The sequence below is a fragment of the Mycobacterium novum genome (assembly GCF_010726505.1).
Lineage (GTDB): Bacteria > Actinomycetota > Actinomycetes > Mycobacteriales > Mycobacteriaceae > Mycobacterium > Mycobacterium algericum.
Window position 1 is genome coordinate 2,155,817 of sequence record NZ_AP022562.1, and the last position, 15,300, is coordinate 2,171,116.

Sequence of the window (15,300 nt, forward strand, 5' to 3'; positions counted from 1 at the left end):
CATCGCGTTAACCGCCGTGTTAACATGGTCCGCGTTATTCCAATCTGGTCCGAGCCGGGGCGGGGGTTTATCACCGTGTACATTAACCCGATATATCGATACCGGATGGGCCGAATGGCCTGGTCACTGCTGCGCTATCCGCGCAGGAGCCGGGAGTTCCCGGCCAAGCACGAGCGTCTCATCACCGCCGACGAGTTGCTGCGCTACGCGACGTAGGTTTTCCGGCTGAGCCGGGTGTACTGGGCCCGGAAAGTTTGCTGGTCGTTAGCCCGACGTGATCGGGCCCCAGAGGCCCGAATCGCGGACCGCCTCGGCAAGGGGTGCCAGCACCGCCGGGTCGTAGGGCACCGGCAGATAGACGCTCGACCAGACACGAAAGCGCCCACCGACGGCCCGACTCGGGAGCTTTCGCGTCTGGTCAGCGGATGAAACGCGGTGCCCGATAGGCTCGCCGGTGTGGGCATCACGCTGGGGATCGACACCAAGGTGACCCTGCTGGCGGCCGGCCTGATCTTCCTGCTGGCGCTGCTGCTGGGGGTCTGGAAGTACCAACAGATCATCACCTCGGAGAACCACCAGGCTCACATCTACGTCGACATCGCCCACCGGGCGGCGCTGCTGTACTCCTTCGCCACGCTGCTGGTCGCGGTGTTCGTCGAGCTCAGCGGCTGGCCGACCTGGGTGAACATGACCGCGTCGATGGTGATGGTGTACTTCTTCGTCACCGCGATCGCCAGCTACATGCTGCACGGCGCCTTGCGTGACACCACCAACCAGTTCGAGAAGGCCGGCCCGCTGCTGAAGGTGGGCATGGTCTTGCTCATCATCGGTGAGATCGGCGGTTTCGCGGTGCTGCTGGCCGGTTTCGGTGTCGGCGAGTTCTGAGTAGGAAAGTCGTTATAGCGCTGCGCCGTAGATGCTGCTGACCCAGATGTGTGTCAGCGTGTCGACCACCCGATCATGGGCGACCGACGGTTCTTCGGCGATCAGGGCGGCCATCATCGTGCGCTCGTTCATCTGATTCAGCGACGTCGCCAGGTCCAGCGCGGGGATGGTGCGCGGCGCCGCGCCGCGATCCCGCTCGGCGGTGATCATCGCCGCGGTCTGTTGAATCCATCGCTGCATGAAGCCGTTCCACATCGCCTTGAACTCAGGACTGGTGGCCAGCGCTTCGGTGCCGGCCCGGGCGATCGCGCGATGCGAGCTGAACGCGATGAAGAACGCTTTGATGCCACTGCGCCAGATCCGTCGCGGGTCACTGGGCAGCCGCTGCACCGCCCCGACGAAGTTCTCGTCGGCGGCCGCGATCAGCGGCTCCAGTAGCGACAGCAGCACGGCGTCCTTGGACTTGAAATAGAAGTAGAACGTGGGCCGCGAGATCCCGGCGCCTTTGGCCAGGTCGTCCACGGAGATCTCGGCCAGCGGCCGCTGCTCGAGGAGTCGTTCGGCCGTGGTCAGGATCGCCCGCTCCCGGTCGTCGCCGGACGGCCGGGTCGAACGGCGGCTGCGGGACCGCGTGGAGCCAAGCGAAGTCACGACCGCTAGTCTACACGGTGTCGACAAAATCGACACTATGTCGAGAGCTTGCGGCCGGTCGTCCGTTGACTACGCTAATCGCCCGTGTCCGAATACCTCGACGTCGCGGTCGTCGGCGCGGGGATCTCCGGGATCAGCGCGGCGTGGCATCTGCAGCGGCACTGCCCGTCAAAGAGCTATGCCGTCCTGGAGCGCCGTCACGATCTGGGCGGCACCTGGGATCTGTTCCGGTATCCGGGGATTCGTTCCGACTCGGACATGTTCACCTTCGCCTTCCGGTTCAAACCGTGGACTGCCGACACCACGATCGCCGATGGCGCAACGATCAAGAACTACCTGCGGGAGACCGTCGCCGAGAGCGGCATCGCAGAACGCATCCGCTATGGCCACCGCCTGATCGCCGCCGACTGGAGCGACGCCGAGGCCGCGTGGCGGCTCACCGTCGAGCGCGACGGCGAGACGGTCGAGATCCGCTGCGGCTTTCTGATCGCCTGTAGCGGCTACTACGACTACGACGAGGCCTACGCGCCGGAGTTCCCGGGCGCCGAGAGCTTCGCCGGACCAATCGTCCACCCGCAACACTGGCCGACGGACCTGGACTATGCCGGGAAGAAGATCGCGGTGATCGGCTCCGGTGCCACCGCGGTGACGCTGGTGCCGGCGCTGGTCGCCTCGGGGGCGGGCCACGTCACCATGGTCCAGCGATCCCCGGGCTATATCGGGTTACTGCGCTCGGTCGATCCGGTGGCGCGCTGGGCGAACCGGCTGCTGCCGAGGCGGCTCGCCGCGATGGCCAATCGGTGGGGCTACATCGTGGGACAGGTCGGCGTCTACCAGGTGAGCCGGCGCTTCCCGAACTTCATGCGCAAGACGTTGATGGCGATGGCCCGGCGCCGCCTGCCCGCGGGCTTCGACGTCGCCAAGCACTTCGGCCCGAGCTATCAGCCGTGGGATCAACGGTTGTGCCTGGCTCCCGACGGGGACTTCTTCGCCGCGATCAGTGCCGGCCGGGCCGATGTGGTCACCGATGAGATCGAGACGTTCACCCCGGCCGGGATTCGGTTGAGTTCCGGCGAGGAGTTGCCGGCGGAGCTGATCGTCACCGCGACCGGGCTGAACCTACGATTGTTCGGCGGTGCCGAGATCAGCCGCGCCGGCAAGCTGATCAGCCCGCGTGACACCGTTGCCTACCAGGGCATGATGCTCAGCGGCGTGCCCAACCTGGCCTTCACGGTCGGGTACAGCAACGCGTCGTGGACCTTGAAGGCCGACCTGGTGTCGGCGTCGGTCTGCCGGGTGCTCAACTACATGGACTCTCGGGGTTTCGACACCGTCATCCCGGGCGAACCCGACCCGCACGTGCAGGACCGTCCGCTGGTGACGCAGATCTCCGGTTATGTACTGCGCGCGTTGAGTCAGCTGCCGCGGGCCGGCTCGCACCGTCCATGGCGACTGCACGACAACTATCTGCTGGACTCAGCACTGCTCAGGCGCGCCAAAGTCGATGACGGACATCTGCTATTCACTCGACGTTCGTCTATAACAATGGAATAATGTCCCGAATCACGGCCGATATATGAGGATTGTCACCACCGACGCGTCGGTGTAACGCAGCCCACTTTTAGCTATTCATGCAGTTCATACGGCAGATCACAACCCTTCTTCGGTAGCCTTCCGGCGAAACGAGTGGCTACTACAAGCGTCTATAAGACCATTTAAATGGACATGCATCCGGCCCTTGTTAGCTTCGCTCCGGCTTAGCGCCACGTTAGAAGCGTCCGCAAGGGGGCGCGGCAATCGCAGCGGAGAGGGACGTCGTGTCGAAAAGCAGTCAGGTTCGGGGGATCCCATCGCGGCGTCGCCGGGTGGTTGGTGCGGCGACGTCGGTGGGGGCGTTTTTGGCGTTCGGGATGACGCCGTTGGCGGCGGCTCCGGCGCAGGCTGACTTTGACTGGTTGGACCCGTTCTCGTGGTTTGACACGGCTGGGATTGACACGGTGGCTGAGGTGCCCGGGGCGGCTGACTTTACGTTCGCTGACTGGGGTGGGTTGTTCATGGGCGAGCCCGGGGCGTGGCTGGCTTTCGATGAGCAGGTCTACCTGGCGATTTATGACCCGATGCAGGCGATGCTCGAGAACTCGGCCAATGACTGGTGGCTCGACCCGCTGAACCAGATGTTCGCCATGGGTGACTCCTGCGGCGTGTTGTGCAACGGCGCGGACGCCTACCTCGACGGCGACGGTGACCTGATCGCGGCCCAAGACGGTGGCTTGTGGTTCGGTGACGGCGGTGACGGCATCGACGGCTCCGACGGCGGCGCGGCCGGCTTCTTCGGCAACGGTGGCGCCGGCGGTGATGCGGCCGTCGGCTCAACCGTCACCATCGAAGGCATCATCTATGCGGGTACCGGTGGTGACGGTGGGGCCGGTGGTGGCTTCATGGGTTACGGCGGCACCGGTGGTAACGGCGGGGCCGCGTTCGTCGACGGCGACGGCACCGTGGTGCTGGCCGGGACCGGTGGCAACGGTGGCGGCATGGGTCTGATGGGCATCGGCAACGGTGGTGACGGCGGTGTCGGTGGGCAGGGCTTGGACGCCACCGATGGCTACGCGGCTACCGCTGGTGGTCTGGGTGGCAACGGCGGTAACGCCGGTCCGCACACCGGTAACGGTGGTAACGGTGGCGCCGGCGGTATCGGTGGTCAGGGTTTGCAGGGCGTTACCGACGCCAACGGTGACGGTACGGCCGGCAGCGAGGGTGCTGCCGGTGGTAACGGCGGTGTCGGCGGTACCGGCGGCGAGGTCTTCGGCAACGGCGGCAACGGTGGCGTCGGTGGTAACGGTGGTGCGGCCGGTACGGCGCACCACGAGGGCAGCGGCGCCGATGGTGCCGGGGGTGTCGGCGGCAACGGTGGTGCCGGTGGCGATGTGGGCCTCGGTGGTGACGGTGGCAACGGTGCGGCCGGTACGGCGGACAACCCCGACGGTGGTGACGCTGGTAACGGTGGTGACCCCGGTGACACCGCGGGTCTTGGCGGTGCGGGTGGTCAGGGCCACGGTGGCAGCGCCGATGGCCAGGCCGGTGCCGATGGCACCATCACCCCGATCGTCTCGGGTAACGGCGGCGTCGGTGGCGCCGGTTACAACGCGGCCGCCGACACCGGTGCGGCGGCCGGCACCAGTGGTGGTAATGGCGGTGCCGGTGGTAACGGCGGCAAGTGGGGCAACGGCGGCGACGGCGGGGCCGGCGGTAGCGGTGTGGCCGGTTCGGCCGGCAGCTTCGACAACGGCGGCAACGGCAACGGCATCTCCGGTGGTAACGGTGGTAACGCCGGTAACGGCGGTGACTCCGGTGAGCTGGCGGCCAACACCGCCGGTAACGCGGGCGCAGCAGGTAACGGCGCCGACGGCGGCGCCGGCGCCAACGCCACCACCCCGAGTGTCGACGGTGGTAACGGCGGCAACGGTGGTAACGCCGGTAACGGTGGTGCCGGCGGTGCATCGGCCAACGGCACCGCGGGCACCGACAGCGACGGTGGCATCGCCGGCAACGGCGCCATCGGCGGCAACGGCGCACGTGGCACCGACGGCGTCGGAAGCGAGGGTTGGAACGACCCCGCGGGTAACGGCACCCCCGGCGGTAACGGTGGGGCCGGCGGTAACGGCGGCAACGGTGGTGCCGGCGGCGGCACCACCGGTGTCGGCACCGACGGCGGCAACGGCGCGGCCGGTGGAAACGGCGCCGACGGCGGCCACGGCGGCTACACCACCCACGGGCAACAGGGCACCGGCATCAACGACAACAAGCCGCTCCAGGGGCACAACGTCGGCGTGGGTGCCAAGGGTGGCAACGGTGGCCACGGCGGTAGCGGCGGTGCGGCCGGTGCTGGCACGACCAACGGTGCCGCGGGAATCGCCGGCAACGGTGCCGACGGCGGCGCGGGTGGCAACGGCGGTGCCGGACCGAACTTCCAGGACCTGGCCTACATGGACAACGCCGGCAACTCCGATGCGGGCGTCCCGAACAATGTCACCGGTGCCGGCGGCAACGGTGGCAATGGCGGCGACGGCTATGTCGCCGGCAACGGTGGTGCCGGTGGTAACGGCGGCAGCGACGACTTCGCGGCCGGCTCCAACGGTGGCCAGGGCGGCCACGGTGGTAACGGCGGTGAGGGTGTCGGCGCAGGCAGCACCGGCGGTGACGGCGGTGCCGGCGGCAACGGCGGCAACGGCAGCGACATCCGCTGGGGCTACGACGGGCCGTTCAACGGAACCGGGCAGAACACCGTTCCGGACTTCAGTAACGGCACGCCCAGCGCGTCGGGTCCGGTGGACAACGCCCACGGCGGCAACGGCGGCAACGGCGGCGTCGGCGACGCGGCCAACGGCACCGGCGGTGAGGGCGGTGCCGGCGGCATCGTCGTCACCCCGGACCTGCCCACCGGCCCCGGGTCGGTCAACCCGGACGGTACGCCGAACGATGCGGTCAACGGTGGCGCCGGCGCCACCGGTGGCACCGGTTCGACCCCCGGTAGCGCGGGGCAGGACGGCACGACGCCGTAGCCTGCGGCACGACCAGGAAAACCCCACCGCGTGTGTGGGGTTTTCTTGGTTTCGGGGCACGCCCGGCCGGCACCCGCCGCCCCACTCTGCCGTAGTCGCCGCCAGGCCAGTAAGTCGCGCTGGACCACGGGTACGCGCCTCCCCCCCCAGATGGTTCACCATCAAGCACGAAGGGCGAAATCCAGGCACTTTTAGCCAAGATTAGACATCCTGGACAAATGTATTGTTAACTACACAATGACTTAAGGTTTGATTAGCGGCGACGCGTGCCAACGTGGCGCTTTCACAGCTGGAGAGGGGCTTCTTGTGTCGGAACGCAATCGCGGTAGGGGGCTCCAGCGGCGTCGCCGGGTGGTTGGTGCGGCGACGTCGGTGGGGGCGTTTTTGGCGTTCGGGATGACGCCGTTAGCGGCTTCACCGGCGCAAGCCGACTTCGACTTCGACTGGCTGGACCCGCTGTCGTGGTTCGGCGCGGAGGCCGACGTTCCCGGTGCCGCCGCCTTCACCTTCAGCGACTGGGGTGGCTTGTTGATGGGCGACCCGGACGCGTGGCTGGCCTTCGACGACCAGGCTTACTTGGCGATTTATGACCCGATGCAGGCGATGCTCGAGAACTCGGCCAATGACTGGTGGCTCGACCCGCTGAACCAGATGTTCGCCATGGGTGACTCGTGCGGCGTGCTGTGCAACGGCGCGGACGCCTACCTCGACGGCGACGGTGACCTGATCGCGGCCCAAGACGGTGGCTTGTGGTTCGGTGACGGCGGCAATGGCATCGATGGTTCTGATGGTGGCGCGGCCGGCTTCTTCGGCAATGGCGGCGCCGGTGGCGATGCGGCTGCTGGATCGATCATCACGATCGAGGGAATCAACTACGCGGGTACCGGTGGCGACGGTGGGGCCGGTGGTGGCTTCATGGGTTACGGCGGCACCGGTGGTAACGGCGGGGCCGCGTTCGTCGACGGCGACGGCAATGTGGTGCTGGCCGGGACCGGTGGTAACGGTGGCGACGGCATGGGTCTGATGGGCATCGGCAACGGCGGTGACGGCGGTGTCGGTGGGCAGGGCCTGGACGCCACCGATGGTTACGCGGCTACTGCTGGTGGTCTGGGCGGCAATGGCGGTAACGCCGGGCCGCACACCGGCAACGGTGGCAATGGTGGCGCCGGTGGTATCGGTGGTCAGGGATTGCAGGGTGTGACTGATGCCAACGGAAACGGTACGGCCGGCAGCGAGGGTGCTGCCGGTGGTAACGGCGGTGTCGGCGGTACCGGCGGTGAGGTCTTCGGCAACGGCGGCAACGGTGGTGCCGGCGGTCAGGGCGGCAAGGGCGGCACCGGTGGTACCGGCGCCGACGGTGTCGACGGCAGCTTCGACAACGGTGGCAACGGCAACGGGACCGACGGCGGCAATGGTGGTGCCGGCGGCAACGGTGGCGTCGGTGGTAACGGTGGTGCGGCCGGTACGGCGCACCACGAGGGCAGCGGCGCCGATGGTGCCGGGGGTGTCGGCGGCAACGGTGGTGCCGGTGGCGATGTGGGCCTCGGTGGTGACGGTGGCAACGGTGCGGCCGGTACGGCGGACAACCCCGACGGTGGTGACGCTGGTAACGGTGGTGACCCCGGTGACACCGCGGGTCTTGGCGGTGCGGGTGGTCAGGGCCACGGTGGCAGCGCCGATGGCCAGGCCGGTGCCGATGGCACCATCACCCCGATCGTCTCGGGTAACGGCGGCGTCGGTGGCGCCGGTTACAACGCGGCCGCCGACACCGGTGCGGCGGCCGGTACCAGTGGTGGTAATGGCGGTGCCGGTGGTAACGGCGGCAAGTGGGGCAACGGCGGCGACGGCGGGGCCGGCGGTAGCGGTGTGGCCGGTTCGGCCGGCAGCTTCGACAACGGCGGCAACGGCAACGGCATCTCCGGTGGTAACGGTGGTGACGCCGGCGACGGTGGTGACTCCGGTGAGCTGGCGGCCAACACCGCCGGTAACGCGGGCGCAGCAGGCGATGGCGCCGACGGCGGTGCCGGCGCCAACGCGGTGGACCCGGGCGGTAACGGCGGTAACGGCGGTAGCGGTGGTAACGCCGGTAACGGCGGCGCCGGCGGTGCATCGGCCAACGGCACCGCAGGCACTGACAGCAACGGTGGCGTGGCCGGTAACGGTGCCATCGGTGGTGACGGCGCGGCCGGCACCGACGGTGTGGGCACGACGGCTCCCTTCGACGGCGCCGCCAACGGTCAGGCCGGCGGCAGCGGTGGCCAGGGTGGCAACGGTGGCGCCGGTGGCGCCGGCGGCGGCGAGAACGGTGTCGGCAGCAACGGCGGTAACGGCGCGGCCGGTGGCAACGGCGCCGACGGCGGCGTCGGTGGCTACACCACGCACGGCGACGACGCCGGGTCCCCGTTGCAGGTGCACAACATCGGTGTCGGCGGCCAGGGCGGCGACGGCGGTGACGGCGGCAGCGGCGGCGCGGCCGGTGCCGGCACGACCAACGGTGCCGGCGGCAACGCCGGTAACGGTGGCGCCGGCGGCACGGGCGGTAACGGTGGCAGCGGGGGCGACCTCACCGACACCGCTTACATCGACAGCGCCGGGAACACCAACGTGGGCAGCCCGGCCAACATCACCGGTGCCGGTGGCGACGGCGGCAACGGTGGCGACGGCTATGTCGCCGGTAACGGTGGTGCCGGTGGTAACGGCGGCAGCGACGACTTCGCGGCCGGCTCCAACGGCGGCCAGGGCGGTGCCGGTGGTAACGGCGGCGCCGGTGTCGGCGCAGGCAGCACCGGCGGCGACGGCGGCGACGGTGGCAGCGGTGGCGACGGCAGCGACATCCGCTGGGGCTGGACCGGCTCGGGCGCCCCGCCCTCCTCGATCGGCAACGGCACGCCGAGCACGTCGGGTCCGGTCAACAATGTCTCCGGCGGCGCCGGCGGTAACGGCGGTAACGGTGGCGTCGGTGACGCGGGCAACGGCACCGGTGGTGACGGCGGTGCCGGCGGCACGGTGGTCACGCCGGACCTGCCCACCGGACCCGGCTCCATCGGCATCAACGATGGTGAGATCAACGGTGGCGCCGGTGCCACCGGCGGTACCGGTGCCACCGACGGCAGCGCGGGCACGCCCGGCACCACACCGTAGTCCGGCGGCAATACACCAGGTGGGAGAGCCCCACACGCCTCGCGCGTGTGGGGCCTTCCCGTTTCCGGACCGGCCGCTGTCTACAGTACGTCGAAATACTCAACGCACCGTTGACTCACTCAACACCACGTTGATAGTCTGTCGCCATGACTGAACACCTCGATGTTGTGATCGTCGGCGCCGGCATCTCCGGTATCAGCGCGGCCTGGCACCTGCAGAACCGCTGCCCGAACAAGAGCTACGCGATCCTGGAACGCCGCGACGACCTCGGCGGCACATGGGACCTGTTCAAATATCCGGGCATCCGTTCGGACTCCGACATGTTCACCTTGGGCTTCCGGTTCAAGCCGTGGCGCTCGGCCCACTCGATCGCCGACGGCGCCTCGATCAAGGCCTACATCAAAGAGGCGGCCACCGAGAACGGCATCGACTCCCACATCCGCTACCGCCAGCACGTGGTGGGCGTGGACTGGTCCGACGCCGACAACCGCTGGACCGTCACCGTGGAGAGCGACGGCAAGCAGACTCAGCTGACCTGCTCGTTCCTGTTCGCCTGCAGCGGCTACTACAACTACGACGAGGGCTACTCGCCCCAGTTCGAAGGCGCGGAAGACTTCGATGGCACCATCGTGCACCCGCAGCACTGGCCCGAGGACCTGGACTACGCCGGCAAGCGCATCGTGGTGATCGGCTCCGGCGCCACCGCGGTCACCCTGATCCCGAGCTTGGTCAACGCCGGCGCCGGTCACGTCACCATGCTGCAGCGCTCACCGACCTACATCGGTTCGCTGCCGCTGGTCGACCCGTTCGCCGAACGGGCCAACAAACTGCTGCCGGCGGCCGCCGCCCACGTCGCCAACCGCTGGAAGGCGATCGGCTTCGCCACCTTCCAGTACCAACTGTCCCGCAAGTTCCCGGCCTTCATGCGCAAAACACTGCTGACCATGGCCAAGCGCCGGCTGCCCGAAGGCTATGACGTCGAGAAGCACTTCGGCCCCAGCTACAAGCCGTGGGACCAGCGGCTGTGTCTGGCGCCCAACGGGGACCTGTTCAAGACCATCCGGAGCGGCCAGGCCGACGTCGTCACCGACACCATCGAGCGATTCACCAAAACCGGCATCAAGCTCAGTTCGGGACAGGAACTGCCGGCGGACATCATCATCACTGCCACCGGGCTGAACCTGCAGCTGTTCGGCGGGGCCGAGGTGCGGCGCAACGGCGACCCGGTGCCGCTCCACGACACCATGGCCTACAAGGGCCTGATGCTCACCGGCATACCGAACATGGCGTTCACCATCGGTTACACGAACGCGTCCTGGACGTTGAAAGCCGACCTGGTGTCGGAGTTCGTCTGCCGGGTGCTCAACCACATGGATGCGCACGGATTCGACACGGTGGTACCGGGACAGCCCGGCACCGACATCGAGGACCGGCCGCTGATGGACTTCACCCCCGGCTACGTCCTGCGGGCGCTGGACTATCTGCCCAAGGCCGGCTCGCGCGCGCCGTGGCGGCTCAAGCAGAACTATCTGCTGGATCTGCAACTGATCCGGCGCGGCAAGGTCGACGACGAGGTGCTGCGCTTCACCAAGCACAAGGCCGCGGTCGCGGCCTGATCGCTTACGGTGCCCGCCCTGCCTCGGGCCAGTAGTAGGAGTCGGGGTAGGGGCGGGCGCCGAACAGCGCGGTCCCGATCCGCACCTCGGTGGCGCCCTCGGCGATCGCCAGCGGAAAATCGCCGCTCATCCCCATCGACAGCCGCGGCAGGTCGTGGCCGCGCGCGGCGGCGGCATCGCGGAGCTCGCGCAGCCGGCGGAAACAGCGGCGAACCTCGTCGAGGTCAGGAGTGTTGATCGCCAGGGTCATCAAGCCCCGCACCCGCAGCGTGGGGTAGTCGGCCAGCTCATCGAGGAACGGCAGCAGCTGCGCCGGATCCAGGCCGTACTTGCTCGGCTCGTCGGAGGTTTTGACCTGCACCAGCGCGTCAATGGCACGGTTCGCGGCGCGCAACTGCCGGTCCAACGCCGCGGCCAGCCTGGACCGGTCCAGTGACTGCACCTCGGTGGCCAACCGCGCCACCATCCCGGCCTTGTTGGTTTGCAGATGCCCGATCATCACCCAGTCGATCCCGCAGTCGGCCAGCGGCTCGTACTTGTCCCGGATCTCCTGAACCTTGTTCTCACCGAACCGCCGCAGGCCCAGACCGACGGCTTCCCGGATCAGCTCCGGGCCGAAGGTCTTGCTCACCGGCAGCACGTCGACATCGTTCGGATCACGCCCGGCGTCGCGGCAGGCGTCGTCGACCCGCTCCCGGAGCCGTTCCCACCGTGACCGCAGGCTGTCGTCCATCGTGGCGCCGGATCTAGACGACGACGATGCCGTCATCGTCGCTGTAGGCGATCTCGCCCGGTACGAATGCGATACCGCCGAGCTCGACGACGACGTCGCGTTCCCCGGCCCCGGTCTTGGTGCTCTTGCGGGGATTGGTGCCCAATGCCTTGACCCCGATGTCGAGCGTGCGCAGCATCGCGGCGTCACGCACCGCGCCGTGCACGATCAGGCCCGCCCACCCGTTGCTGCGGGCCAACTCGGCGATGAGGTCACCGACCAGCGCGGTGTGCAGCGAACCGGCGCCGTCGATCACCAGCACCCCGCCATCGCCCGGTTCGGACAGCACCGACTTGACCAGTGCGTTGTCCTCGAAGCAGCGCACGGTGCTGATCCGGCCGGCGAACTCGGTCCGGCCGCCGAGCTGGCGGAACTGCAGGTCGCAACTGCGCACGTCGGCGCCGATGTCGTCGACGAGGTCGGCGGTCGGCCGGAAGGCTGCGCTCACCGGGGAGCTCAGCCGCGGCGCGCGTGCAGCAGCCGGCGGATCAGCAGCAGCCCGAGCAGACCGAGGACGCCGGCGGCCAGTACCGCACCGGGTGACCGACTCGGCGACGGCGCCGACGGGGTGAGCGGGTTACGCGCCGCATCCACCGTCGACTTCGCCTGGGCGGCCGTTTCCTTGGCGCCGTCGGCCAGCCGGCCAGAACCGTTGGTGTCGGCCGGCCGGGCCGCCGGTGCGGGAACCGCGCCGGGTGCCTTCTTGGCGGGGGCTTTCTTTGCCGGGGCCTTCTTGGCCGCCTTTGCCGGCGCTTTCTTGGCGGCCTTGCCCGGGGTCTTCTTGGCGGCCTTGGCGGGTGCTTTCTTGGCTGGCGGCTCGGCGGGCCGGTCGGCTCCGGCGGGCTGCGCTGGCTCAGGCGGCGTGGCCGGTGCGGCGGGTTCGGCTGCGGCCGGCTGTGCCGGCTCGGCCGGTTGTGCCGCTTCGGCCGGGGTTGCCGGCTCGGGTACGGCGGCGGATTCGTGGTCGGGCTGGCCCTGCGGGTCGGTCATACGGCAGCTCCTCTGGCGGGTTCTCGTCTCGGATCAACTCGGCGACACCGGCAACTTCGCCCATCATGCCAGTATCCGGCGGTGGTTCACCGACGGACAGCGGTCAGGATCGTGGCCGATTCAGCCACAGACCAGCCGCGACGAGCGCCACCGCGCCGGCCACGAACGGCCAAATCGGCAGGTCATCACCCGAGTCCGGGTCGCGCCGGGGGACCGGCGCCGGCGCGTCGGCGTGGTCGGTGACGGCCGGGCCGGGTTCGCCGTTGCCGGCCACCGTCAGCCGGAACGGCCACGAGCCGGACACCACATGACCGTCGGCGGAGGTGACGCGGTAGTTGACGGTGTAGGTGCCGACCGGCCCGAGGGGACGGACCGCGACGCTGGCGACCGCACCGCGAACCTGCGTTTCACCGGTCGACCACAGGCGCCCGTCGGGCCCGACCACGGTCATGGCGGCGAAGGCGGTCTGCAGTTGCTCGTTGAAGGTGGCGCTGACGCGTTCCGGCCCGCGCGTCAGCTTGGCACCCCCGGCCGGGTCGGCCGCGACCAGCACCGCATGCGCGGCAGCCACCCCGGGGACCGCCAGCAGCGGAAACAGCATGGTCAGCGCGAACATCCCCGCCAGCGTGACGCGCCGGACCCCCCTCATGCCCGGCGCCGGCCCAGTGCGAGGGTCGCGGCCACCGCGGCGACCAGCAGTGCCGCGCCACCTAGCAGTCGGGCCGGGTTGTCCGCGCGGCCGGCCGCATCGTCCTCGGATTGGAGGGTCTGCGCCGGCCCGGCCGAGACGGCCGGTGGCGGGTGCTGCGCGTGGTGCTCGGGTGCGGACGCCGGACCGGCCGCCAACTGCAAGGTGGGCACCGGGCGCTCCGCCTCGCCGCCGCCGGGCGGGGGCGGCTGATCCCAGCGCACCACGGTGCCGTCGGCGTAACGCTGCGCGGAGGGGAAGTCCACCGAGTCGGCGTCGGGCAGCTTCATCGCGATCCGGAACAGGCCGAACTGATCGGCGCCGATTCCACCGGCGGTGGCCGTCCAGGTGACCGATCGCACCGCTCCGGTCTCGGCGTCGCGGTCCAACCGGGCCGTCCAGCCCGGTTGGGTCTCGGTGCGCGCCGAGGCCACGTCGGGCAGCGTCACGGTGAGTTCGGTGGTGGCAGAACCGGTCGGTGACTCATTGGGGACCTCGAAGGTCACCATCGCGACACCGCCGCGCACGGCGCCAGGGCTGCTGGCGTGCACATGCGCCCACGCCGGCGCGGCGCCGGCGAAGGAGACCACGGCGATCGCCGCCGACAGCGCCCACGCGCGGATCGCCGGGTTCATGCGGCTCATGATGGCAGCCCCAGCCGGGCCATCAGATCGGCGTCGATGCCGTCGAGCTGCCCGCTGATCGACGCCGAGGCGGCCCGACGCCGATCGACCGGCATGGTCTCGATGGCGGTCACCGCCGTGGCGAGATCGCCCAACCGTTCGGTGATCGCCGTGACGAACTGCCGGGTCTCGGAGTCCTTGGGCTTGCGGTCGGCAACCATGCGCAGCGTCCTTTCCGCTCCGGCGATCCGCGCCGACAACCGGGCTTCGTTCTTTCCTGATCCGGGGAACTCGCCGATGCGGGCCAGCGGCACCCCGAGCCGCTCGGCCCGTTGCTCATCGATTAAGCCGCGGACCGCCATGGCGGCCCGGTATACTAGCGGGACCACGATAGGCGCCAGCATCCGGGTCACCGTCAGAGTCCGGCGAATCCGGGCCGGCGACAGCAGCTTGCCCTCGCGGGCCGCCTTGAGTTGACTCTCGGCCGCCTTGAGTGCGGCGCGGTCCCGGTCCCGTTCGGACTTGAGCTGCGCTTTGAGCGTGCGGGCCTCCGCGCGCTGGGTGGCCTTGAAGCGCTTGGCCTCACCCTTGGCCGCCAGTCGCGCCTCGAGTTTGGCCCCGGCCTTCAGGGCGCGTGCCTCGGCGCGCCGGGTCGCGCGGCTCTTACGTTTTCTGAACAGGCCCATCGCGGCCGCCTCCCGGTGTCTCGCTGGAACCGATCAAGCCACCCTAATCACGGTGCCGGCGCCTCAGGCGCTGAGGTGCTCCTTGCGGCGCAGCTCGTCGATGCGGGCCAGGACGTCCTCCTGGGCCTCCGGCGAGAGCCCGACGGCATGGGTGGCGATTCGTCGCACCCCGTCATCACGGAGGCTGTCCAGCCACGTCAATTCGGCGTCCAGCTTGGCGTAGTAGTCGTCGTCGGTGAAGAACGCGGGTTTGATCCGGAAGAAGTTGGCCAGCGCGGCCATGGTGGCCACCGACGGGTTCGTCCGGTTTCCCGAGCGCAGCTGGGACAGGTAGGGAGCCGACATGGTGATGCCTTCCGCCTTGAGCGCCGCGATCACCTCGGCGGACGTGTGCGGTCCCCGGCCGGGGGGATAGACCACATCGAAAAGGCGGTTCAAGCGGACAGCGAAAGTCGCGCTCATCTATAGGACCTCCAAGGGGCGGCAAGTGGTCGACAGGCGGTCGGCGAGGGGGGAGCCGTCACGTCTAATGATTTGCTGATCATCGTAGCCATAGATACCCACACAACCAAGGGTGATTCCGCAGCGAATCCGATCTTGATATTCAGCGCGCCGTCGCGTGGTGCGTTCGCCGACGGCACCGCCGGCCGCGGTCGGATTTTCGTGCCGTACCAAGCACAATTGCG

Annotated in this window: 12 protein-coding genes and 2 pseudogenes; 5 read left to right on the top strand and 9 right to left on the bottom strand. The window is 69.1% G+C overall.

Translation table 11 applies throughout. The features are described 5' to 3' along the window. Positions 1–264: 264 nt before the first annotated feature. Positions 265–360 (bottom strand): annotated as a pseudogene (locus G6N19_RS10005) (LLM class F420-dependent oxidoreductase); the annotation flags it as partial. A 102-nt stretch (positions 361–462) separates the two neighbouring features. On the opposite strand from G6N19_RS10005, the gene G6N19_RS10010 reads away from it, so the two are divergent. Beyond that, the gene (locus tag G6N19_RS10010) at positions 463–885 is read left to right on the top strand and encodes a hypothetical protein (protein WP_193466366.1); all 423 of its coding nucleotides are present in this window, start codon (positions 463–465) and stop codon (positions 883–885) included. A gap of 12 nt (positions 886–897) precedes the next feature. Here the strand turns inward: G6N19_RS10010 and G6N19_RS10015 are convergent, their stop codons facing one another. Further along, a complete protein-coding gene (locus G6N19_RS10015) occupies positions 898–1,536 on the bottom strand; it encodes a TetR/AcrR family transcriptional regulator (protein ID WP_013831093.1) in 639 nt (212 codons plus the stop codon). A gap of 84 nt (positions 1,537–1,620) precedes the next feature. On the opposite strand from G6N19_RS10015, the gene G6N19_RS10020 reads away from it, so the two are divergent. The 4 genes from G6N19_RS10020 (at position 1,621) to G6N19_RS10035 (ending at position 10,855) form a co-directional block, all read left to right on the top strand. After that, the gene (locus tag G6N19_RS10020) at positions 1,621–3,090 is read left to right on the top strand and encodes a flavin-containing monooxygenase (RefSeq protein ID WP_193466245.1); all 1,470 of its coding nucleotides are present in this window, start codon (positions 1,621–1,623) and stop codon (positions 3,088–3,090) included. A 500-nt stretch (positions 3,091–3,590) separates the two neighbouring features. Continuing rightward, a complete protein-coding gene (locus G6N19_RS21570) occupies positions 3,591–6,098 on the top strand; it encodes a PE family protein (RefSeq protein ID WP_269473696.1) in 2,508 nt (835 codons plus the stop codon). Positions 6,099–6,449: 351 nt separating this feature from the next. Beyond that, complete coding sequence (locus G6N19_RS21575) at positions 6,450–9,239, top strand: hypothetical protein (protein ID WP_193466247.1); 2,790 nt, start codon at positions 6,450–6,452, stop codon at positions 9,237–9,239. A gap of 146 nt (positions 9,240–9,385) precedes the next feature. Further along, positions 9,386–10,855, top strand: a complete 1,470-nt coding sequence (locus G6N19_RS10035; protein ID WP_041319147.1) for a flavin-containing monooxygenase — start codon at positions 9,386–9,388, stop codon at positions 10,853–10,855. 4 nt (positions 10,856–10,859) lie between these two features. On the opposite strand, the gene G6N19_RS10040 is transcribed toward G6N19_RS10035, so the two are convergent. The 7 genes and pseudogenes from G6N19_RS10040 to G6N19_RS10070 all read right to left on the bottom strand — a co-directional run bounded on the left by G6N19_RS10040 (position 10,860) and on the right by G6N19_RS10070 (position 15,076). Continuing rightward, the gene (locus G6N19_RS10040) at positions 10,860–11,588 is read right to left on the bottom strand and encodes a YggS family pyridoxal phosphate-dependent enzyme (RefSeq protein ID WP_193466248.1); all 729 of its coding nucleotides are present in this window, start codon (positions 11,586–11,588) and stop codon (positions 10,860–10,862) included. A gap of 13 nt (positions 11,589–11,601) precedes the next feature. Beyond that, positions 11,602–12,075 (bottom strand): ribonuclease E activity regulator RraA, encoded by a 474-nt coding sequence (rraA, locus tag G6N19_RS10045; protein WP_013831087.1) that lies wholly within the window; start codon positions 12,073–12,075, stop codon positions 11,602–11,604. 8 nt (positions 12,076–12,083) lie between these two features. Further along, positions 12,084–12,494: pseudogene (locus G6N19_RS10050) on the bottom strand (nucleoid-structuring protein H-NS); the annotation flags it as partial. Between the two features lie 226 nt (positions 12,495–12,720). Beyond that, positions 12,721–13,266, bottom strand: coding sequence for a copper resistance CopC family protein (locus G6N19_RS10055; protein ID WP_041319143.1), 546 nt, complete (start codon positions 13,264–13,266; stop codon positions 12,721–12,723). Further along, complete coding sequence (locus tag G6N19_RS10060) at positions 13,263–13,949, bottom strand: YcnI family copper-binding membrane protein (RefSeq protein ID WP_158019523.1); 687 nt, start codon at positions 13,947–13,949, stop codon at positions 13,263–13,265. Before G6N19_RS10060 ends, G6N19_RS10055 begins: the two co-directional genes overlap by 4 nt. Next, positions 13,946–14,614, bottom strand: a complete 669-nt coding sequence (locus tag G6N19_RS10065) for a DUF6474 family protein (RefSeq protein WP_013831083.1) — start codon at positions 14,612–14,614, stop codon at positions 13,946–13,948. The genes G6N19_RS10060 and G6N19_RS10065 overlap by 4 nt, the downstream gene beginning before the upstream one ends. Before the next feature lie 63 nt (positions 14,615–14,677). Beyond that, complete coding sequence (locus tag G6N19_RS10070; RefSeq protein WP_013831082.1) at positions 14,678–15,076, bottom strand: helix-turn-helix transcriptional regulator; 399 nt, start codon at positions 15,074–15,076, stop codon at positions 14,678–14,680. Positions 15,077–15,300 lie beyond the last annotated feature (224 nt).